The 23453-nt window shown below is 67.6% G+C and carries 12 protein-coding genes; all 12 read left to right on the top strand.

Annotated features, from left to right (window positions below):
- The first annotated feature begins 2 nt into the window (after positions 1–2).
- Positions 3–596, top strand: coding sequence for a hypothetical protein (locus DEJ29_RS06875; RefSeq protein WP_146248346.1), 594 nt, complete (start codon positions 3–5; stop codon positions 594–596).
- Positions 597–683: 87 nt separating this feature from the next.
- Positions 684–1427 carry an ATP-binding cassette domain-containing protein gene (locus DEJ29_RS06870; protein ID WP_111095074.1) on the top strand — a complete coding sequence of 248 codons (744 nt, stop codon included), beginning with the start codon at positions 684–686 and terminating at the stop codon, positions 1425–1427.
- Positions 1427–2719: a DUF7224 domain-containing protein gene (locus tag DEJ29_RS06865; RefSeq protein WP_111095075.1), complete on the top strand. Its 1293-nt coding sequence runs from the start codon at positions 1427–1429 to the stop codon at positions 2717–2719. The genes DEJ29_RS06870 and DEJ29_RS06865 overlap by 1 nt, the downstream gene beginning before the upstream one ends.
- Positions 2716–3303, top strand: coding sequence for a hypothetical protein (locus DEJ29_RS06860; protein ID WP_146248347.1), 588 nt, complete (start codon positions 2716–2718; stop codon positions 3301–3303). Before DEJ29_RS06865 ends, DEJ29_RS06860 begins: the two co-directional genes overlap by 4 nt.
- Before the next feature lie 56 nt (positions 3304–3359).
- Positions 3360–4256: a MurR/RpiR family transcriptional regulator gene (locus DEJ29_RS06855; protein ID WP_181438199.1), complete on the top strand. Its 897-nt coding sequence runs from the start codon at positions 3360–3362 to the stop codon at positions 4254–4256.
- A gap of 8 nt (positions 4257–4264) precedes the next feature.
- Positions 4265–5188 (top strand): N-acetylmuramic acid 6-phosphate etherase, encoded by a 924-nt coding sequence (gene murQ, locus DEJ29_RS06850; protein ID WP_111095077.1) that lies wholly within the window; start codon positions 4265–4267, stop codon positions 5186–5188.
- Between the two features lie 43 nt (positions 5189–5231).
- Positions 5232–6740: a PTS transporter subunit EIIC gene (locus DEJ29_RS06845; RefSeq protein WP_111095078.1), complete on the top strand. Its 1509-nt coding sequence runs from the start codon at positions 5232–5234 to the stop codon at positions 6738–6740.
- Between the two features lie 19 nt (positions 6741–6759).
- Positions 6760–7797, top strand: coding sequence for a MupG family TIM beta-alpha barrel fold protein (locus DEJ29_RS06840; protein ID WP_258375952.1), 1038 nt, complete (start codon positions 6760–6762; stop codon positions 7795–7797).
- A 414-nt stretch (positions 7798–8211) separates the two neighbouring features.
- Complete coding sequence (locus DEJ29_RS06835; RefSeq protein WP_181438201.1) at positions 8212–9069, top strand: PASTA domain-containing protein; 858 nt, start codon at positions 8212–8214, stop codon at positions 9067–9069.
- Between the two features lie 323 nt (positions 9070–9392).
- On the top strand, positions 9393–12365 hold the full coding sequence (locus DEJ29_RS06830) for an SNF2-related protein (protein ID WP_258375949.1): 2973 nt from the start codon (positions 9393–9395) through the stop codon (positions 12363–12365).
- A gap of 3 nt (positions 12366–12368) precedes the next feature.
- On the top strand, positions 12369–17057 hold the full coding sequence (locus tag DEJ29_RS06825; RefSeq protein WP_111095082.1) for an Eco57I restriction-modification methylase domain-containing protein: 4689 nt from the start codon (positions 12369–12371) through the stop codon (positions 17055–17057).
- Positions 17054–23452 (top strand): DEAD/DEAH box helicase, encoded by a 6399-nt coding sequence (locus DEJ29_RS06820; RefSeq protein ID WP_111095083.1) that lies wholly within the window; start codon positions 17054–17056, stop codon positions 23450–23452. The genes DEJ29_RS06825 and DEJ29_RS06820 overlap by 4 nt, the downstream gene beginning before the upstream one ends.
- The last annotated feature ends 1 nt before the right edge of the window (position 23453 follow it).

The raw sequence follows: 23453 nt of genomic DNA, 5'->3' as shown, positions 1-23453 counted from the left end.
CCGTGTCGGAAGCGACAGCCACCCCCGAGGCCGTTGCCCGCCGAGCCTGGCGCAGAACCGCCGTCATCGTCACGATCGGTGTGGTCCTCGGTGCGGTCGGCGGGTCGCTCTTCGCACGGCAGGACAGCGCGCTCGAGACCACCCTCGCGATCGTCGGCATCGCTGCAGGAGTGGGTGGTCTTCTCGGCACCTTCTCGATGCTCACCACGACGCTCCGCCGATCCTCCGACATGCAGGCGCCGATCGATGGGCTCTCACGCTTCGGCCGGAAGACGCTCGCGCAGGCGATCGCGAGCGGGACCCCGATCGAACCAGCCGACTCCGACCTCGCACGACCGGCATTCGACCTCGCCCGTCTCCGCGCCGCCTACCAACCGGTCGCGCTCGGCCAGTTCCTGCTGCTCTACGTGGGGATTGCTGGCCCGCAGATCCCGAACCTGTTCGACGACGACTCGTTCGTAGCTGGGCTCAGTCGCATCATCTGCGGAGCACTCCTCGTCGTGGCTGCCGCCATGTCCCCCGTCATCCTCCGCCGGATCCGGGCTGCCCGACGCTACGTGCAGGCGGCCACCGAAGCAGCCGCCCGCCAGCGCTGACTCAGGAGGCCTGCCGCACCTCGTGCTCCTACGGTGATCCTTCACCTTGTACGGTGAAACACCAGTACAAGGTTTCAAGGGGGCGCAGTGGGCATACAGATCGACGAACTCACCTTCGGGTACCGGCGCGACCACACGGTGCTCTCCGGGTTGTCGACGGTGTTCCCGACCGGAGCGAGCGTCCTGCTCGGGCCGAACGGCGCTGGCAAGTCGACCCTGCTCGGGCTCGTCGCCGACACGCTCCGCCCCCGCGCCGGGACGATCAGCATCGAGGGACTGGGGGAACCGGGGACGCGCGGAGACCGCCGACGGTACCGCCGAGGGGTCGCATGGCTTCCGCAGCGGAGCGGCGCCTTCCCGGGCCTGACCGCTCGAGAGCACGTCGCCTACTGCGGCTGGTTGAAGGGCTTGTCGCGCGCCGACGCCTGGGATCGCTCGACGGCCGCCCTGACCTCCGTCGATCTCGCCACCCGAGCCGACGCACGAGCGTCCTCGTTGTCGGGCGGCCAGATCCGGCGGCTCGGCGTTGCCGGGGCGCTGGTGTCTGGCGCACAGTGGATCCTGCTCGACGAACCGACGGCCGGACTCGATCCGGCACAGCGCGCGCGGTTCGCTCGGGTGATCCAGAACCTGCCGACGGAAGTGTCCGTCGTCGTCTCGACGCACCAGACCGAGGACGTCGCCGCGACCTACGACCACGTGACCGTCCTCGTCGACGGCCGGGTGCCGTTCGCTGGTTCGGTCGGGGCGTTCGCCGAGCCGTTCGCTGGCTTCTCGCCCGCCGAGGCGATGACCGCTTCGTACGCGCGGTTCACGGGCGAGGACGACTGATGCGCCCGATCATCCCGTGGCGCAGCCGAGCGGCAGTGTGGCTCCTCATTCCTGGGCTGCTCGGCGTCGTCGCGTACAGCGTGCAGTTCGCAGATGAGACGACGGTCGCCGGCTACTGGCCCGCGGCGATGGCCGGCTCCGCGATCTACCTGGTGTTCTCGTGCGGCGTCGCTGCCACGGCTGGGGCCTGGGAAGGGAAGCGCTTCCGGGCTGCGGCGCCCGCAATCGAGACCAGCAGCCGATCCAGTGCAGCAGTCGTCACCGATCACCTGTGGACACCACTGGCCGCCGGGCTGTTGCTCCAGCTCGTCGCGGTCGCACTCATGAGTCGGGACACCTGGGGCGCTCCCGGTGGCCCGTCGCCCTCCGTCGGCCTGGCCTTCGCGGGGATCCTGTTCTTCCACAGCTGCATCGGATTCGCACTGGGGCGGTGGCTCCCGCCGGTGGCGTCCATCCCCCTGAGCCTGCTCGTCTCGTACAGCTGGCTCGGCTTCACCTGGTCCGTGGACTACTTCCCACTCCGGTACCTCGCCGGTCTCGTGATGGCGGACTGCTGCTCGGTCGAGACCGCGCTCGACATCCGGGCACCCGTCATCGCGACGGCGTTCAGTCTGCTCGCCGGGTGCAGTCTGCTCGTCATCGCGGTCGCCCGACGCTCGAGTGGTGACCGTGCGCGCCGGTTCGGACTCCAGATCGGCGCGAGCTCGTTCGTCGCGATCACCCTCGTCGCGCTGACCGCCGGCTCCGGCCTCGGTGCGGCACCGATCGTCGACCGCCCGCAAACGCAAGCGATCTGCAGCGGCGCAGCGCCGACGATCTGCCTCTTCCCGGAGCAACGCACCGCCGACGACTCGCAGTCGGTGATCCGGAAGGCCGTGGAGAACCTCGGCCGCTCGGGCATCACGGTGCCGTCGACCATCCGGGCGAGCAACGCACCGTCGTCGCCCGACGTCCTGAACATGATCGTCCAGGTCGGGATGACCGACGCGGACGTGCTCCACAGCATCACCACCTCCTTGCTCGGCGACGCCGAGGTGGCGTACTGCGGCACCGAGCAGGACGACGCCGAACGCCTCAACGATGCCGCTGTCGCCAACCGATGGCTCATCGACGTCGCTGCCGAGGGCATCGTGAACGCCGACCAGGTGGAACCCGCCCTCGAGCTGGATGACCCCGACGTTCTGCGAGCCCTCCGTCGTGCTCCGGTCCCCGCTCAGGCCGCGTGGGTCACCGCGACGGTCGACCGGCTGACGGATTGCTCGGTCGGCCACATCCCGGTGCCGTCCTCGTGATCTGGTGGCTGCGCGTCCACCGCACCCTGCCGTTGCTCGGACTCACGACCGCCCTGACGGTGCTCTCGATCGCGCTCGGCCCGATCGGCATGCTCTTCCCCTCGTTCGGCGGCGGCGCACCGTTCGCGCTGATCCCCGTCGCGGCCGTGCTCCCGCTGGTGATCGCCATCGCGACGAGCGCTTCGGTCACCCGCGCACCGTTCCCCGCGCCCACTCGGCGGACGGACTTGCTCGAGCTGGCCACCGTCATCGCGGTGGTCGCGCTGGTGAGCGTCACCGCGAGCATCGGCCTCGCGGTCGGCGCCGAACCCGAGGCCGCGGTCGCGACCGCCCGGAACACGATCGCGTTCTGCGCACTCGCACTGGTCAGCCGAGCGGTACTCGGCGACCGGTACCAGTCCGTGCCGGGCGTGCTCTACCTGTTCGTCGCAGCGCTGTACGGTCGCGGGATCCCGGATCAACCAGCCGGATGGGCCGGAGTCGTGTCGACGAACACCGACCCGGCGTCGTGGGCGTTCGTCCTCCCCCTGGTGATCGCCGCCACCGTCAGTCTGCTGGCACACAAGTCGGGCAGAACGACGTAACACGCAATTTACTTTCAGCACTGGCGCTCACCTGCGAAAGACGCTTTCATAGCGGGATGACGATCACCGAGCGGCCCGAGCGGTCCGAGCGCGCCGACGCCTTCGCCCTCGTCCGCACCCAGTCGGCGAGCATGCCGTCGAGCATGCGCGCCATCGCCGACGCCGTCCTCGACGACCCGGCAGCCGCGGCCACCACGAACGCCACCGACCTCGCCGGCCGAGCCGGGGTCTCCCCTGCCACGGTCTCCCGCTTCGCCCAGCACCTCGGCTTCGCGAACTTCGCCGCCCTGCAGCGCAGCATGACCCGGGCCGTCGAACGCGGGATCCACGAGCGTGAGTCCACCGAGATCCACGCCGGGGTCGCGGTCGATGACGACGTCGCCACCGTCATCGCGAAGGTGACCGAGGACGTCCGCGCCGTGATGGCCGACACCCGCGCCGCGCTCGACCCGCACGCGCTCGAGGCAGCGGCAGCCGCCGTGAGCGATGCCCGCCGCGTCGTCCTGTACGGCGTCGGCGCGAGCGGCATCGTCGCCCGAGACCTGCACCTCAAGCTCGAACGCATCGGCATCGTGAGCTCGATCGCCGATGATCCGCACAACGCCCTGACCCTGGCGAGCGTCATCGGCGAACACGACGTCCTGGTGCTCGTCAGCCACTCGGGCTCCACCGTCGAGACCCTCGAGGTCGCCCACGCCGCCCGCGCCCAGCACGCCACGATCATCGCGATCACCGGCCACGCCTCCGCTCCGCTCGCCACGACCGCCGACCACGTCCTGCTCGGTGTCGCCGGTGCCGAGAGCGCCCTGCGCCCCGCGGCCATGGGCAGTCGGATGAGCCAGCTCGCCATCGTCGACACCCTGTTCATCGTCGTCGCGCAGCGCACCGACGAGCGCTCCCAGCCGCTCCTCGCCCGCAGCCGCGATGCCGTCCGCACCCACCACCGGAACTGAGCACCACCATGACCACAAGGCACGAGACCCACGACACCCTCCGCGACGAACTCGCCGCCCTCACCACCGAGGCGACCGACCACTCGCTGGACGACATCGACACGATCTCCACGCTGGAAGCTGCCCAGCGCATGAACGCCGGAGACCGCAGCGTGCCTGCGGCACTGGAGCCGTGCCTCCCGGCCATCGCCTTGGCGGCAGACTCGATCGCCGCAGCCTTCGCGCGTGGCGGCCGACTCGTCTACGTCGGCGCTGGCACGCCGGGCCGGCTCGGCGTCCTCGACGCCAGCGAGTGCCCGCCCACCTTCGGTACGGACCCGAGCCAGGTGGTCGGCGTGATCGCCGGCGGCGGCCCCGCCCTGACCACCGCGGTGGAGGGCGCGGAGGACGACGCAGCGGCCGCCGTCCGCGACCTCGACGCGCTCGGCCTGACGGCCGACGACGTGGTCGTCGGGATCAGCGCGTCCGGCAGGACGCCCTACGTCATCGCAGCCATCCTGGAGGCCCGGCGCCGCTCCGCCCTTTCGGTCTCCGTCGCGTGCAACCCCGACTCGGCCGCGGGGCGGGAAGCGGACATCGCCATCGACGTCGTCGTCGGCCCCGAGTTCATCGCCGGGTCGACCCGCCTGAAGGCGGGCACCGCGCAGAAGCTCGTCCTGAACATGCTCACCACGCTCGCGATGGTGCGCAGCCACAAGACGTACGGCAACCGCATGGTCGACGTGCGGGCGACGAACGCGAAGCTCGTCGCCCGGGCGTTCTCGCTCGTGCAGGACGTCACCGGCGCTCCCCCCGCCGAGGTCCAGGCAGCGCTCGACGCCTCGGACGGCGAGGTGAAGACCGCCATCGCCGTGATCCTGACCGGCGCCTCTGCTGCCGACGTCCGTTCTCGCCTCGATGCTGCTGCCGGCTCGTTGCGCGCCGTGCTGTAGACCCCGTTCCCTTTTCCGTTTCCTTTCCCCCGAGGAGCACGCCATGCCCGATGCACAGCAACTCGCCCAGCAGATCCTCGACGCCGTCGGCGGTTCCGCGAACATCGCCGATGTCGAGAACTGCATGACCCGCCTGCGGGTCGAGGTCGTGTCCGACTCCTCCGTCGCGCTCGAGGACCTCAAGGCCACCGACGGCGTCATGGCCGCCATCGCGGCCGGCTCGAACCTGCAGATCGTGCTCGGCCCGGGTCTGGTCGACCGCGTGGCAGACGGACTGGAGGCCCTGCGCGCGACCGCCCCGCCGGCTGCGGCTGTTGGGCCTGGTGCGTCGCCCGAGGAGCTCGCTGCTCGCGGTGCGTCCATCAAGGCGACCGCGCGGTCCCGTTCCGACGGCCGCACGATGCGCGCGATCCGGAAGATCTCCGCGATCTTCATCCCGCTCATCCCCGCGCTGATCGCCTGCGGGCTCATCGCCGGGATCAACGGCATCCTGACGAACCTGGGGTGGGTGCCCGGCGTGACGCCGTTCCTCGGGGTGCTCTCGTCCGGCTTCCTGTCGCTGCTCGCCGTGTTCGTCGGGATGAACGCCGCGAAGGAGTTCGGCGGCACGCCCATCCTCGGTGGTGCGGTCGGCGGCATCATCGTCGCGGCCGGCGTCGCGAACGTCACCGTGTTCGGCGAGACCCTGGCCCCCGGGCAGGGCGGTGTGCTCGGCGCGCTGGCCGGTGGCATCCTCGCCGCCTACGTCGAGCGCTTCATGCGGCGCGTGACTCCGGACGTGATCGCGCTCATCGTTGTGCCGACCGTCACCGTTCTGGTCGCCGGTTCGGTGACGCTGGGGATCCTGATGTCCGTCGCCGGTGTCGTCTCGGTCGCGATCGGGACCGCTGCGACCTGGCTGCTCGCGAACGGTGGAGCCTTCGCCGGCTTCGTGCTCGGAGGCCTCTTCCTGCCGCTCGTCATGACCGGGATGCACCAGGGACTCATCCCGATCCACACCACCCTGATCGACCAGACCGGGTGGACCGTGCTGCTGCCCGTGCTGGCGATGGGTGGTGCCGGGCAGATCGGTGCGTGCATCGCGCTGTGGGTGCGGTTCCGGTCGAACGCCTCGCTGGTGCGGACCATTCGGGGTGCGCTGCCGGCCGGGTTCCTCGGTGTCGGCGAGCCCCTGATCTACGGGGTGACGCTCCCCCTGGGTCGGCCGTTTATCACCGCATGCATCGGTGGTGCGTTCGGCGGTGGCGTCGTCGGGCTGTTCGACCAGCTCGGGCACTCCGTCGGGGCGATCGCCATCGGGGCCTCGGACCTGTCGCTGATCCCGCTGCTGAACGGATCGTCCGGCTACGGGTGGGCGCTGCTCGGGTACGGGTCGGGGCTCGTGGTGGCGTACGTCGTGGGGTTCGTGGCGACGCTGCTGTTCGGGGTGTCGGCGTCGGTGCGGGCTGATCTGGAGGCGCAGTCGTCCGCGCCGTCCGGCGACCCCGTCGCTCCGCACGCCCCGCTGGACGTCCAGGTCACGCCGGCCGACTCCGTTGAAGCTGCGCGCTGATGCGATTGGGCGCGAGCGCGTGCCTGGCGCACGGTCCGCTGGCTGGTCCCACCTTCGAGGCCGCCGCGACCGCGGGTACGACGCTCGCATTCACCTCGTTGCACATCCTGGACGACTCGCCTTCGGGCGCCCGAGCCGCTGCGACCACGATCGTGCGGCCGCTGCCTCCTCGGGGCTGTTAGCCGTCGCCGGTGTCTCCCCCAACACCGCCCGGTTGCTCGGTGCTTCGCCGTGGGAGTTCCTGCGGTCGATCGGAGTGGCGCGGGCGCGGATCGACTTCGGGTTCTCGGTCCCTGAGATCCTCTCGATCGCTGCCGTCCTGCCGATCGCCCTCAACGCGAGCACGCTGCGAGCCGCCGACCTGGCGCCGTTCGCTGACCTGGACGTCGAGCTGATCCACAACTTCTACCCGCGGGAGTGGACCGGGCTGGCGTTGTCCTCGGTCGCGGCGTCGGTGTCAGTCGCCCGCGAGTTCGGGTGGCGGGTCGGGGCGTTCATCGCCGGCGACTCCGTGCGGCGTGGGCCGCTCGGCGAGGGGCTGCCGACCGTCGAGGGGCACCGAACCATGCCGCCGTTGTTCCAGGCGCTCGAACTCGTCGACGTAGGTGCGGACGATGTGTACGTCGGGAATCCGGCGCTGACGGATCACTCGTGGTCTCGGTTGGGGTCGTTCGTGCGCGATGACGTTATCGTGCTCGACGGGACTGCTGCCTCGGGTGTGCACCCGGCGGTCATCGAGGCGCTGGCGATCCCCGATCGGAACCGGCCCGATGCTGCCGAGGCGATGATCCGGCTGGAGCATTCGCGGGAGCGGTTCGCCGGGTTGCCGCTGCCCGAGGTGGGTGGGCAGTCGAGGCCGACGGGCTCCGTCACCGTTCAGCTGCCGTCAGCCGGGAGGTACTGCGGCAAGGTGGCGATCACGCTGCGCGGTTTGCCCACCTACGACCGCGTCGCGTTCCTTGGCTCAGTGCCGATGGGAGTGCGCGCGATCCATGCCAGCGGCCGGAACCTGATGTTGGCGATGGCTTGCGGCCCGCAAGCCTCCGGAGGGCGATAGCGCCAGGAGCCTGTCTGCCGGTGATCGCTCTGCGACCTGGCCGGCCTAGCCTCCGCTGCGCGATACCGCAGATCTCGTGAAATACCCCGTCTTGGGGGCGACCGTCCACTTTCGTGAGTGGACGTCAATCCGTAAGGTGAGCCCGTCTGCTCATCTGCTCTTCTGCTCGAACACGGAGTCGCCATGTCCGGGATGTACCCGCCAAACGGTCAGCCGCCCATGCCGCCGAACGGGCAGCAGCCATATACGACCAACGGACCTCCGCTGTACCAGCAGAGCAATCAGCCGCCGTTCTCTCCCGGGTCGCCGTTCCCTCCAAACGGACGACCGCCATTTCCGCAGGACGGCCAACCGCCGTTCATGCAGGGCCCGCCTCCTCAGCCCCGCGGCAACGGCTTTGCAACGGCGGCCCTGGTGCTCGGCATCCTCACGCTCCTCTTCGCCTTCGCCTCGGCGGCAGCGTTGGCGGTTCTTCTCGGGGCGCTGGCGCTGACGTTCGGCCTCATTTCGCTGCGGCACCGAACCGGTCGAGGAATCGCGGGAACGATCATGGGTTCCGCAGGCCTCGTCATCGCGATCGCGATCGGAATGATCAACATCAGCAGCAGCGACGAACCCGTGGACGCCTCTGAACAAATCGTTGCTGAGCCAGATGGCAGCTCTGGTGACAGGACTGTCCCAAGCGTCACCGGCAAGACAATCGACGAAGCTCGCGCAGAGCTCGAGAAAGCGGGCTTCGAAGTCGCGTCACCGGGCGCGGGCAGCGAAGACGAGGTCTCGAGGCAGAGTCCGACCGCGGGCACGCCGGCCGAAGCCGGCAGCACGGTCACCCTAAAGGCGACCAGCTCTGCCGGCATCTCGGTCACAAACCCCGCGAAGGCCGGAACGAAGTTCGGGATGGATTCCTGGGGTCGACCTGGCGACGACGACCCGGAGTATCGGATCTGGTTCGACGGGTATACCGGGAGTCAGCCGGCAACTGACTCCTGGAACGCTCCGGACACCGGCATGAAGTACGTGACGGTCGTTGTACACGTGGAGGCGCTCCAGGCAGGCGTGCACACCGGCGTCGAGACCTGGGACGTCAACCTCACGGACAAGCAGGGCAAGGTCTACGAGGAGTCGTACCTGTCCGGTGTGGAGGACATCCCGAGTGTGACGCTCGGCAAGGGCCAGTCGTCCAGCGGCCGCATCGCGTTCGAGGTTCCGAACGACTTCAACGGCGGGGTGCTTTCGTTTGCAGACGCAACAATCTTCGTGCGAACGAACTAGAGCCCAGCTTTCGTGCTTTGCCCGGCAATGTGCCTCCGACCGGTCATCGTTTCGGCTCGTTCATTACCGGACATCGGAGGATGCGGCAATGGGACGCGGACGAAGCTCGGCGATGACAAAGGCGGGTTTCGGCCGACGAGACACCTCACCCAAACGCGGACTGCGACTAGAGCTGCAGGGTGTCGCCCTGGCCGGAGACATCTGGCCAGCCCATCAACTGGACGGTGAGCCCCGGCGTGGGCGGTGTTCGAGTCCACGGCCCTTAGGGTGAGAGATGGTGCAGCCAACCAAGCTGGCTACACAGGGGCGAGAGGGAAGAACGCGTGTCGTTGATCGACGTCGATTCGACAACTGCCAGCCGAGCGTGGCCGAATATCGCCCCGGGCAGCGTGGTGCTCGTCCGCGACGCCGAGTGGCTCGTGCTGTCGACTGCGCCGACGGGCTCCGGCCTCCTCGTCACCGCGCAGGGACTGTCCGAGCTCGTCCGGGACACCACCGCGACCTTCTACAGCGACCTCGACGCCATCGAGCCGCTCGACCCCGCTCAGGCGAAGGTCCAAGCTGATGACTCGTCGGGGTACCGCCGCGCGAAGCTCTGGCTCGAGGCCACCCTCCGGAAGACCCCGGTGCCACTCCACGAGGATGCTCTGACGGTCTCGACGCAGATGCTCGCCGACCCGCTCGACTACCAGCGCGCAGCGGTCCGCAAGGCCCTCGACCGAGACAATCTCCGACCTCGTCTGCTCATCGCTGACGCAGTCGGACTCGGCAAGACGATCGAGATCGGCATGATCCTCTCCGAGCTCGTTCGTCGCGGCCGCGGCGAGCGGATCCTCATCGTGACGCCGAAGCACGTGCTCGAGCAGATGCAACAGGAGATGTGGACGAAGTTCGCACTCCCCTTCGTCCGCCTCGACTCCCTCGGGATCCAACGCGTGCGCCAGAAGCTCCCCGCGACACGCAATCCCTTCAGCATGTACAAGCGCGCCATCATCTCGGTGGACACTCTGAAGCAGAGTCAGTACCGCAGTCACCTCGAGAAGCAGCGATGGGACGCGGTCGTCATCGACGAGGCGCACAACGTCATGAACAACACGACGTTGAACGGCGAACTCGCGGTTCGTCTCGCACCGCAGACCGACGCACTCATCCTGGCGTCCGCGACGCCGCACAACGGCAAGAAGGACTCCTTCGCACGACTCGTGCGCTTGCTCGACCCGACAGCGGTGACGCCCGAGGGCGACCTCATTGAGGACGAGGTCAAACGGCTCATCATCCGCCGGCACCGGAACAGTCCCGCAGTCGCGATGGAGGTCGGCGCCGCCTGGGCGGAACGGCAGGAGCCGAACAACGTCCTGGTGGCCCCGTCAGCGGCTGAGGCTGTTATCGCTGCCGAGCTCTCCACGACCTGGCTCCACCCGAAGGGCGGGCACTCCCCGTACTCCGGGGAGAACGCTTCGCTCTTCCCGTGGACGCTTGCCAAGGCCTTCCTGTCGTCACCGAGTGCGCTCGACGAGTCGGTGCGCGAGCGTCTCAAGCGACTCCGGAAGGGCGATGCTGACGCAGACGTGCAGCAAGAGATCGACGCGTTGGAGCGGCTGGAGCAGCTGATCGTCACTGCGCTCAGCTCGAGCTCGGGCAAGTACGACGCACTCCTGCAGCACGCGAAGAGCATCGGCGTTGGACCGAAGTCCGAGGAACGCCTCGTGGTGTTCTCGGAGCGCGTGGCCACCCTGCACTGGCTCCGGCAGAAGCTCGCGAAGGACCTCAAGCTGTCGGACAAGCAGATCCGTGTGATGCACGGTGGTCTGACGGACCAGGAGCAGCAGGAGCTCGTCGACAGCTTCAAGCAGTCCGCCTCCCCCATCCGCGTCCTGATCACCGGCGACGTCGCGAGTGAGGGGGTGAACCTCCACTCGCAGTGCCACGAACTCGTGCACTTCGACATCCCGTGGAGCCTCATCCGCATCGAGCAGCGCAACGGCCGCATCGACCGGTACGGCCAGAAGCACTCCCCGCGCATCACGACCCTGCTGCTCGACGTTGACGACGACGAGTTCTCGGGCGACATCCGCGTGCTCAGGAACCTGCTCGAACGCGAGACCGAGGCACACACGGCACTCGGCGACGTCGCATCGCTGATGGGCGAGTACAGCGCCGCCGCTGAAGAGTCGGCGATCCGCGACGTGCTGCTCCGCAAGCGCACCTTCGATGACGCTGTGCCGTCGGTGGAAGCGACCCTCGAGGACGGCGACGAGATCACGAGGCTCATGGCCGAGCTTGCAGCGGAGCAGGCGAGCGAAAGCAACAAGGACTCCGCAGGTGCGCCCGGGAGCGCGCCGGTGGTCACCACGGGTGGCGGAGAGCAACACGACAACGTAGACATCGGTACCGGCCTGTTCCCGGACCTCGTTTCGTTCCTCGACACAGCGTTGGCCGAACGCTTCACCACGCCGACTGCCGACGTCGACCACGGCGGCGTCGCCTGGTCTCGCACCAACGCCATCGCGCAGATCGAACCCACGGCCGATCTCCGACAGCGGCTCGAAGTCCTGCCGCAGTCGTACCTCCGCGACCGGCGCGTCACGGAGCGACTGCTCCTGGCGACCACATCGATCCAGGGCAAGGCCGAGGTCGTCAACGCGATCAACGACAAGTCGAGCCCCTCGACCTGGCCGCACGCGCACTTCCTCGGCCCGCTGCACCCAGTCCTCGACTGGGCGGCGGACAGCGCGCTCTCCCGACTCGGCCGCAACCGGGTCTACGCCGTCCGCGGTGCCGTCGATCATCCGGTCGTGGTGGTCCACGCCACCCTGACGAACCGCGCCGGTCAGGTCGTCGCAGGGTCGTTCCTCACCGTCGACTTCCCCGACGTCGAGCAGCACTCGTTCCACTTCACCCAGCCGCACGCCGATGCGCGCGCGGCGCTGGCCCACGTCGGGTTCACGTCCGAAGTGAAGACGAACCCGGGTGCGGTCGACGCCGCACCGCTACAGCGGTTGATCCCCACGGCAGTCGAGGCCGCTCGCAGCCAGGCGGTCCAGCAGATGGAGGCAACGGCAGACGACATCCGCCGTCGCGTGCACCAGTGGGCCGCGCGGATCGACGACTGGCAGGGCTCAGCCGCCGAACAGACACAACTGCGCGGGCTGCGCGAACACCGCGACCGTGTCGACGACGAATCGAAACTCGTGGACCGCATGACGCCGAACCAACACTTCGTGCGCCCCCTGCTGGTCGTCGTCCCCGCGGACAGCCCCACAGCCCCCGAAGAACACCCTGGAAGCGAGCACTGACGCGTGGGAAACCTAACCTCGGAAGCGATCGTCGTCGGCGAAGACTGGATCAGCGAGCACTACCTCACCACCGACGCGAAGTCGCAGTCCTTCCAGAGCCGGGTGCTCGAGCGTCGGGCGGCCTGGGACGCCGAGGACGCAGAGGGCGGTGCATCGACGCGCTCTCGCTTCACGGCGAAGCGCGCCGAGCTGATGGACCTCCTCGCCACCGTCAACCCGGAGGGCGCCGATGACGCTGCTGACGGCCAGGAGGCTCTCCACGCCCTGTCGACGCACCTGCGGTCCGTCCTTGGATACGTCCAGGGCGTCTTCCACCTCGACGAAGCAGGTCCGGTCCGACACGTGGCCATCCACGGGCTCGAAGACGCTGCGCCGCTGGCCCTCATCGATGCCAAGCCAGTCGCGCAACTGGAGGACGTGCTCGCCAAGGACGGCGACACGCTGTTGGCCCCGTGGACGCCGGACGACGACGACCCGAAGCCGCTGACCTCGGTCGTCCGCGCACTGTCCGTCGTGTTCGAGGGCAGCGCGAAGTTCGCGCTCGTCTTCGCCGGCCGGTGGCTCCTGGTCGCCGAACGCGACCGGTGGTACGAGGGCCGCCACCTCGCACTCGACCTGCAGCTCGTGTGCGAGCGCAACGACATCAAGCGCGGCGGCGAGATCGACCGCGTCCTGACCTGCGTGGAAGCCGCATCGCTCGCACCCGACGGTGATGGCGATGTCTGGTGGACCTCAACGCTCGACGACGCGGTCAAGCACACGGTCGGCGTCTCCGAGGACCTCCGTGAGGGCGTCCGCGAGTCGATCGAGATCATTGCGAACGACGTGGTGCAGCGTCGACTCGAGCAAGGACTCGAGCCCCTGCCGAAGGACCAAGCACAGCCGCTGGCGAAGCAGTCGCTGCGGTTCCTCTACCGGATCCTGTTCCTCCTCTACGCCGAGGCTTCGCCACAGCTCGGCGTCCTGCCGGTGAACGCGCCGGAGTACGAGAACGGCTACAGCCTCGATCGTCTCCGTGAACTCGCGCTCGTCGTGATCGAGAGCCCGCAGGGCGAGCGTGCCACGCACCTGTACCAATCACTCGACGTGCTGTTCCGCCTGGTGGACCGCGGCCACACAACCGAGGCGAGGGATGACGACGGAGCCGAGCCGGGCCTCAAGTTCGAAAGCCTGCGAGCAGACCTGTTCAAGCCAGAGGCGATAGCCCTGATCGGCGAAGTCGGTCTCAGCGACCGCAACCTGCAGCAGGTGCTGCGCCGACTGCTCCTCAGCAAGGAGACCAAGGGCAGGGACCGGGGCTACATCAGCTACGCCGACCTCGGAATCAACCAGCTCGGCGCGGTCTACGAGGGCCTGATGTCCTACACGGGCTTCTTCGCCGATGAAGACCTGTTCGAGGTGGCGCCGAACGGCGACCCGTCGAAGGGCTCGTGGGTCGTCCCCGTCGGGCGTGAGAACGGCATCGAGTCGCACCACTTCGTGACACGGGAAGATCCGATCACGGGCCAGCCGAAACGGGTGCGTCATCCCGCGGGCTCGTTCGTCTACCGGCTCGCCGGCCGTGAGCGCCAGCAATCGGCATCGTTCTACACGCCCGAGGTGCTGACGCAATTCACGGTGTCGCAGGCGCTTGAGGAGTTGCTCGACCAGGACGGTCAGCGGACGAGCGCGGAGGACATCCTCTCGCTGACGGTCTGCGAACCGGCGCTCGGCTCAGGCGCGTTCGCGATCGAGGCCGTCCGCCAGCTTGCTGAGCAGTACTTGAAGCGCCGAGAGGAGGAGCTCGGCGAGCGCGTCGATCCGGACGACCGGCCGCGCCAGCTGCAGAAGATCAAGGCTGCGATCGCGCTCCACCAGGTCTACGGCGTCGACCTCAATGCGACCGCCGTCGAGTTCGCCGAGATCACGCTGTGGCTCGACACCATGTCGGAGGGACTCGACGCTCCGTGGTTCGGCCTGCACCTCCGCCGTGGCAACTCGTTGATCGGTTCCCGCCGCGCCGTCTACGACCGCTCATCGATCTCGAGCAAGGCGTGGCTCAAGCAGGTGCCGCGGGACGTCCCGCTCCTCAACGAGACGGAACTCGGCGAGGGTCAGCTCTGCGCGTCGATGGCAGGCGCTGTGCACCACTTCCTCCTCCCCGCTGAGGGCTGGGGTAGCGCGGTCGACGCGAAGGAAGCAAAGGAACTCGCACCGGAAGCGCTCGCGGCGTTGAAGACGTGGCGGCGCGGCATCCTGGCGAAGCCGACGACAAAGCAGATCGACCAGCTCGTTGCGCTCGCCTACCGCGTCGAGACCCTCTGGGACCTCGCGCGTCGCCGACTGACCATCGCCGAACAGGAGATTCGACGCGAGATTCCGCTATGGGGCCGCGATCGACCGGACTCTGTGCGGAAGCCCGTCGTTTCTCGTGAGGAGATCGAGCGGACCCTGAACGACCCGGACGGCGCGTACCAGCGACTCCGTCGGGTGATGGACGCGTGGTGCGCGATGTGGTTCTGGCCGCTTACGAACGCGCTCACCGACGGCGCAACGCCACCGAGCCTCGACGAGTGGATTGCGACCCTTCGCGAGATCCTCGGGGAACAGACTGTCTCGAAGCCTAAGGCAGTCGCCCATGGCCAGGTCACGCTCGGCTCGTCTCGGTCCGGATGGGACGCACTCAACGACGAGGAGCGCGACGACCTCGATTTCGCGAGCGCACGCCACGTCGATGACGTTCTCCGGGACCACCCGTGGCTTGCGGCCTCGCAGCGGATCGCCGAGCAGCAGGGCTTCTTTCACTGGGAACTCGACTTCGCGAGTGTGTTCGAGCGCGGTGGCTTCGATCTGCAGGTTGGGAATCCGCCGTGGGTGCGACCCCGCTCGGACGTCAATGCGCTCCTCGCCGAGGGTGACCCGTGGTGGCAGCTCGCGGTTAAGCCGACGCAGTCGATCGTTGCCTCGAGGCGGTCGCAGACGCTCGAGTTCCCTGGCATCCGGGACCTGCTGGTGGATGGCACGTCCGAAATCGCGGCCCTGTCGAGCTTCGTCGGTTCGCCCGTGAACTTCCCCGTGCTGTCAGGGCTTCAACCGGACCTTTACCGCTGCTTCATGGCACAGACATGGAGCCACAGGAGCGGATCAGGAATGATTGGGCTCATCCACCCTGAAACACATTTCACGGATGAGAAGGCCGGCGCACTCCGTGCCGCCACGTATGCGCAACTTCGACGCCATTGGCAATTTGTCAACGAGCTGAAGTTGTTCGATATCGACAATCACGTCACTTATGGCACGCACGTCTACTCGAGTCCCGGCGAAGTCGGCTTCTCGCAAGCGACCAACCTTTACCACCCTCAGACCGTGCTCGGATCGCTCCGCCACAACGGTGAAGGGGAAGAACCAGGTTTGAAGAACCGTGACGGCAAGTGGGACCTCCGACCGCATCGCTCCCGTCTCGTCCGCGTAAATCTTGATGAACTCGCGACATGGCATGCAGTTTTGGAGAACGACTCCACTCCGATCATCCAGTCGCGCATGATTTACACCGTCAATCGCTCCATCGCGGCCGTTCTCGGCAAAGTCGCCCGTTCGCCGCGGACAGCAAGTGATGAACATCTCCTCTTCTCCCCGGGCCTCACCGAAACACAGGCCCGCGAAGACAAGGTCATCGCCTTCGACTGGGGCGAGGCACGCACACCGCGCGATGTTGTCCTTCAGGGACCGAATATCTTCACATTGAATCCGTTCTATAAAGCACCCAATGAATCAATGCGGAACAATAAGGATTGGGTACAGCTAGATCTGGAGCAACTCGCAAGGGACGCTCGACCAGTTACCTCATACACCCCAGAAGCCGGATTCGACGCTTACAGAAACAGTTACACGAACTGGGGGCAAGGAAGGCCGATCGACTACCCTCGAGTGAGCTGGCGCGCCATGGCAGCAAACACGGGGGAACGCACGTTGATACCGACCGTTCTTCCTCGCAGCTACGGGCACGTGAATGTTATATTCAGCGCCGGAAGCCCCGCTGCGAAAGTAGAAGACCTGTTGCGGATTGCGGCCGGTATGAGCTCAATGATCGCCGACCTAAGCGTGCGAGCCGCACCGAAGAGCAACATTTACATGTCAGTCACGAACAGGCTCCCGGTGCCAGCGCAATCTTTTCGAGGGAACCCCGGCCTACGCTTGAGGGCAGCGCGGCTTGCTGCCCTCACCGAGGACTTCGCCGAATTCTGGGTTCCGAGCGCCTTCGCTTCCGGCACGAGGCTCGGAGAGTGGGCAGGAGGAATTCCTTACGAAGGACGCCCGCCACTCAGCATCGAATCAGCCTCCTGGGATGCCGACGTGCCGCTTCGCCGAGCGTCCGACCGGCGTCAAGCTCTCGTTGAGATCGACGCGCTTGTCGCGCTGGCGCTTGGCCTGAGTGCCGACGAACTGTGCACGGTCTATCGAACCCAGTTCCCCGTGCTGTACGGCTACGACCGCAACGTGTACTTCTACGACGCGAACGGACGGCTGGTGCCGAACGAGGTGCTCAAGGTGTGGCGTCAGAAGCAGGACGCGATCAGTGAGGACGAGCGCACTGCGACGAACGCGTCGGGCAACACCTACACGTACGAGCTGCCGTTCCGGACACTCGACCGCGAGGCTGACATGCGCCACGCGTACGCCCACTTCGAACAGCTCTTGAAGGACGAAGAATGAGCGAGCTGCTCCCCTCCGTGCAGGCTGGCGAGATCACCAAGGGCCTCGTCGACTTCCTGACGACCACGTTCGCGCTCTCGGAGCCCGAGGCGCAGGCGACGCTGGAGCAGTTCCTGCAGACCCCTGAGGACGGGATCTTCCGTGGGCCGTACGTCCGGCTACGTCTGCCGTTCCGCGCAGCAGATCCCGGCTGGGAAACGGCGCTCGAGTGGACTCCCGCGTTTCCGCCCTACGGGCACCAGGCAGAAGCAATCGCCCGGCTCTCCAGCTTGCGGACGCCCGAGCACGACGGCCCGCAGCCGACGCTGGTCACGACCGGGACCGGTTCGGGCAAGACCGAGGCGTTCCTCTACCCGATCCTCGACCACGTCCTCCGCGCGAAGCGCCAGGGCGTCGAGGGGATCAAGGCGCTCATCCTCTACCCGATGAACGCGCTGGCGAACGACCAGGCGCGACGCATTACCGACCTGATCACGACCGACCCGGCGCTCGGCGGAATTCGTGCAGCGCTCTACGTCGGTGAAGAGGGCCCGCAGCGATCGACCGTTACACCGGACGGCCTCATCACCTCGCGTCCCGCGATGCGTGAGCAAGCGCCTGACATCCTGCTCACCAACTACAAGATGCTCGACCAGCTGCTGCTGCGTCCATCGGACGCGACCCTGTGGGACCAGAGCGCCACGAGCCTCCAGTACCTGGTCCTTGACGAGTTCCACACCTACGACGGTGCGCAGGGGACGGACGTGGCCATGCTGCTGCGGCGGCTCGGCCTCGCACTGAAGGGGCGCTGGGCCGACGATGACTTCGACGCTGCGGCGCGTCAGCGCCCGCTCGGCGTCGTGACGCCGATCGCGACGTCAGCGACGCTCGGTGACGGCAGCGACCCGAGCGCGATGGTCGCGTTCGCGAACACGGTGTTCGGTGGAGGGTTCGACGAGTCGAGCGTCGTCACCGAAACGCGACTGTCGGTGGACGAGTGGGCTCGTGAGTCCATCGAGTCGATCGAGAAGCTACACCTGGCACCGGTTCCGGTGATCGACGCTCGCGCCGCGCAGCTCCAGGAGCGACTCGGTGGGCAACGCCGCAGCCCGGAGGAGATCACGGCCGCGGTGCTCGAGCTGTTCTACGTCGCGATGGAGGCTGAGGAAGGTCAGGAGCGCTACGAAGCCGCGCTTGCTTCGGCGACCGACGACGCAGACCGACTCGAGCTCGAGTTCGCGCTCATGCTGGCTCATCCCTTCGTCCGCACGCTCGTGAGCGCGAGTGAGCAGGCGACCTCCCTCGCAGAGCTCGCGCGGACGCTGTTCCCCGACGAACTCGTCGCCGGCGAGCGGCCCGCAGACCGTGACGACGCTCGCCGAACCACGATCGTGATGGTGCTCGCCGCGCTCAGCCACCTCCGTAAGGAGTTCGGACGCAGGTCCGTGTCGGTCGATCTCCATCTCTGGGTCCGCGCGCTCACACGCGTCGACCGGGCGGCACAGTCGCTGCCGGAGTTCCGCTGGGCCGACGATGGGGAGCTGCGCACCGATGTGGGGGCTGGAGACACCGCCGCCCTGGTCGCCCCCGCCTTCCCTGCCCTCTACTGCCGGCACTGTGGTCGGAGTGGCTGGGGCGTCGAGCTGGCACCGACCGGCTGGGACTTGGCGCAGACCGACGCGAACATCCGCCGGAACCACGCCACCAAGCAGTCGAAGAGCCGGTTCCGCGCACTCATCCATGCCCCCCGCGAAGGAGAACTGGCCCTCGCTGGGGCGAGTGACGACGACGGTCTGACCACCGGCCCATGGTGGTTCCGCATCGTCGACCGGCAGATCACCAGCGAGCGCCCGAGCGCGGACGACGAGGGCGTCGCCGTGCCGGTCCTCACCCTGACGGGCAACGACGCGGACGAGGAGTCACGCGACGACGTCTGCCCGAACTGCGGCAAGACGAACGGCGTCCGGTTCCTTGGATCGGCGATCGCCACGCAGTTGTCGACCGTCGTCACGACCCTCTTCGGCGATCGGCACCTCGACGACGGCGAGAAGAAGGCGCTGGTCTTCACCGACAGCGTGCAGGACGCCGCGCACCGAGCCGGCTTCATCCAGAGTCGGGCGCGCGTCTTCAACTTGCGCAATGCCGTGCGACAGTCCGTCGCAGAGGAGACGACGCTCGATGACATCCCGGCGGCGATGATGACATCCGCCCGGACGCCGAGCGAGCGGTACCGGCTCCTCCCGCCAGACCTCGCTGAGCGCGAGGGCTTCCGTGCGTTCTGGGACACGGAGAAGGCAGCGTCGGCAGTCGTCAAGAAGCGCGTCCAGCGACGGCTCGCGTTCGACCTCGCACTCGAGTTCGGTCTCGAGTCGCGGGTCGGGCGGACTCTCGAAGAGACCGGCAGCCTGGCGGCGCACGTCGAAGCGGGGCCAGCCACCCGACTGGAGGCTGTTGGTCGCGTTGCCGTCGAAGGTCTCGAGGTCGACTGGTCACTCGACGATGCCCGTGACGGACTGATCGACGCCGCTTCCGTCGTTCGATGGGTGCGCGGCACATTGGAACGGTTGCGTGAACGCGGCGCGATCGACCATCCGTGGCTGAACAAGTACGTCGAGAACGACGGCAACCGCCATTGGGTCTGGAGCGGCCGTCCGCGCCAAGAGGGGATGCCTGCGTTCCCTCGCGGACGCGAAGCGCCGGCTTTCGCCCGGGTGGGCAAGAAGACGACTGGTGCACGCGAATCAGCGCTCGACACGGTCACCTCCTCGCAGAGCTGGTACGCACGATGGACCGCTCGCTGCCTCGGCGTCGTCCCGTCCGCGGGTGAGAAGCTCGCTCGACGGCTCTTCGAGACGCTCGACCGCGAAGGGATCGTGACGTCGAGACCGATCGCAGGCGGTGACACCCGTGCCTACGGGCTGGCGCCGAGCAGCATCATCATCGGACCGGTCTCCGGAGCCGGAGTCGGCCAGACACTCGTGTGCGACACGTGCGAGACCGAGACGCCGTCCGCTCACATCACCGCCGATCAGCTCGCTGGTGGCCCGTGCACCACGGCGCGGTGCCCGGGAACGCTCCTGCGCAAGGACGCGAAGCCGGAGAACTTCTACCGGGACCAGTACGACAACGGGCAGATGCGCCGGGTCGTCGCTCGTGAGCACACGAGTCTGCTCGCGGACAAGCTCCGGCTCGACTACGAAACCCAGTTCAAGAACAGCGAGGCGAAGCCGGACGCCCCGAACGTGCTCGTCGCGACACCGACCCTCGAGATGGGCATCGACATCGGTGACCTCTCGACCGTGTTCCTCGCGGGGCTCCCCCGCACCGTGTCGTCGTACCTGCAACGGGTCGGTCGCGCCGGCCGGCTGACGGGAAACGCTCTCATCCTCGCGTTCGTCCTCGGACGCGGTGACCAGCTCCCGAAGATCGGCGATCCGTCGTCGGTCATCAACGGAGTCGTACGGCCTCCTGCGACCTACCTGAACGCGGTCGAGATCCTGCAGCGTCAGTACACCGCCTTCGTCATTGACCAGCTCGCCGCGGACGGAGCGTTGCCAGAGATCCAGTACGCGCCGAAGGTCTTGAACGACTCCGAACCGGGCTCGTTCCTCGACCTGGTCATCACGAGTGCCGAGCAGCACGTGGACCAGCATCTGGCACGCTTCACCGGCGCCTTCGACTCGCTGAACGAGGAAGTGGTCAGTGGGCTGTCCGACTGGGCCCGGCCCGTCGGTTCAGAGGCTCGGTCGAGCCAGCTCGCTCGGTCGTTGCTCGACGCGAGCCTGCACTGGAACCAGGAGCTCGAGCGGCTCCGGGTCCGGACGAAGGCCATCGAGGAGTCGTTACCGGAGCTCAAGCGCATGGCAGAGCTGACGAAGGAGAGCGAGGACGTGTCGGCCCACAACGCGGCTCGGGCCTCGCTGCGCTTGACGAAGAAGCAGGCCGGCCAGCGACGGACGGAGTTCTGGGTCGCGGCCCTCGAACGGTACGGAGTGCTCCCGAACTACACGCTGCTCGACGACCGGGTCCAGCTGGACGTCGGACTCACCTGGGTCGACCCGGAGTCCGGTGAGTTCGCGGAAGAGCAGCGGAGCTACGAGCGAGGACGCAGCCGGGCGATCAGCGAATTCGCCCCCGGCGCACACTTCTACGCGCAGGGGCTCGACGTGACCATCGATGCCGTCGACCTCGGGACCGACGGCGAACGCGTCCGGACCATGGCCTTCTGCCCAGACTGCGGTTTCGCCCGAGACCTGGACGAAGGTGCGGTCGCGACGTGTCCGCGGTGTTCGAGCACCGCCATCGCAGACGTCGACCAGCGGCTGCGGGTCGTCGAGATCGAGCACGTCTCGGCGGAGGTCCGCCGCGACGAGTCGAGCATCAGCGACTCCAGCGAGGACCGCGAGCGGGTTCGCTTCACAGTCCAGCTCGCTGCCGACCTGGACGAGGCGACCATCTCGGCGCAGTGGTACGTCGACGAGGTCGGGTTCGGCTGCAAGTTCGCGCGTGCGATGACCTTGCGCTGGGTGAACCTCGGTCGGGCAGGCCTCGGGGCGACGCGGTTCATCGCCGGCGCCGAGCACGCTTCGCCACTGTTCCGTTTGTGCAAGGGCTGCGGGAAGCTCGACCGCGAAGGTGACACGAACTACACGTGGGAACATCGCGTCTGGTGCCGCTATCGGAAGGACCGGTCCGAGCACACCGACACGATCGCGCTCACGCGGACCCTCACGACGCAGGCGATCGTGCTGCGCATCCCGCCGTCGATGACCGTCGGTGACGCGTTGTCCATGCCGAGCCTGTCCGCCGCGATCCAGCTCGGTCTGCGCGAGGTGATCGGTGGTGACCCCGACCACCTCCAGCTCAGCACCATGGCCGAACCCGTTCCGGGCGAGGACGTCAACAATCTCGCGCTGCTGATCCACGACACCGTCCCCGGTGGGACCGGCTACCTCGCCGACCTCGCGGACCCGTCGCGCATCCGCGAGGTCTTCGAGCGGGCCCTCGCCGCACTCGAGCGCTGTGACTGCGCCACTGACCCCGTCCGAGCAGCATGCGACAAATGCCTGCTGCCCTTCGCTCCTGGTGGGGACGTGGGCAGCGTGTCGCGAACGAGCGCGCTGCACAACCTCCAGGTGCTCCTACAGTTCCGGGATGGTTCCGCGTCGGGCTGGTCGACGACGGAGATCGATCCGGGCGTCCAGGACCCGGAATCGCATCTCGAGCAATGGTTCCGCAAGGTCTTCAAAGAGCGCGTGACCGCCCTCGGTGCGAGCCTCAAGGAGATCCCGGGTGAGTGGGGTTCGACGATCCAAGTCACTCTCCCTGGGCAGCACCGCACGTGGTCGTTGCGACCGCAACAGCTCGTTGGAGGCACTCGACCGGACTTCGTGCTCGAGGCATCGGGAGCTCATGTTCCACCGGTCGCGATCTACACCGACGGGTTTGCCTACCATGCATCACCGGCGAATCTTCGACTCGCGGACGATGCGATGAAGCGCCAGGGTCTGCGCGATCTCGGCTACCGCGTCGTTGCGCTGACATGGGACGACCTGCGCCGCCTGCGGGACGGCGAAGCGGAGCCCGATCTGAACGTCTTCGACCCCAGCTCCTCGTTGAAGTTCGCCGGGCCGTTCCAGCTCACCCCGGCAGACGTGGGAATGCTCGAGGAGAACCCCGTCACGATGTTGATGGGTTGGATCCAGAACCCTGAAGAAGCCGCTGCGCGAACGGAGCGTCTTGCAGATGCGCTCCCGATCCTCGCGATACCGCGCGGCCGGATGGTCGCCGAGTCCGGCTCGATCGTGGAGCAGGCCATCGTGCTTGCGCTCGACAGCGCGGGCTCACTCTCGGCCGGTCCGACGTCCTGGACGCTCCGCTCTGCGCATCTCGCGATGCTCGCGCGGCGTCCCGTCGGTGTGAAGGGCTCGACGCCGCCCGAAACAGCGCTCGTGCTCGACGACGGCCCAGAAGCGCTGACCGCGCCCGACTTCCGGGAGGCTTGGCAGCGGTGGCTCCGACTGTCGAATCTGCTCGGTGCCCGCCTGGCGGAACCAGTGACCATCACAACGGCCAGCGCCGCTGCTGTCGTTCCGGTGGGCCATGCAACTCTGGTTCCTGAGGAGACGCGTGATGATCTCGCGTCGGAGTGGAAAGAGTTGATCGCGCTGGCTGAGCCAGAAGAGGCATCGATCCTCGGACGACTCGCCGAGCTCGGCGTCTCAGTTCCCGTCCTCGGTCACGAGACGACCAGTGGGCTCCCGGTCCCAGTGGCCTGGCCGGGGGAACTCATGGCACTCGACGCAGGGTTGAACGACGCGGACCGCGACGAATTGCTCAGCGACGGTTGGTCGCTCGTGTCGCCGTTGGACAACCCCTCGCTCCTCCGACTACCGCGCAACCGGAAGGACTCCTGAC

Source organism: Curtobacterium sp. MCPF17_021 (assembly GCF_003234605.2).
Lineage (GTDB): Bacteria > Actinomycetota > Actinomycetes > Actinomycetales > Microbacteriaceae > Curtobacterium > Curtobacterium flaccumfaciens.
Note: the sequence above shows the minus strand (reverse complement) of the source record. Positions and strands in the feature narration are given on the sequence as shown.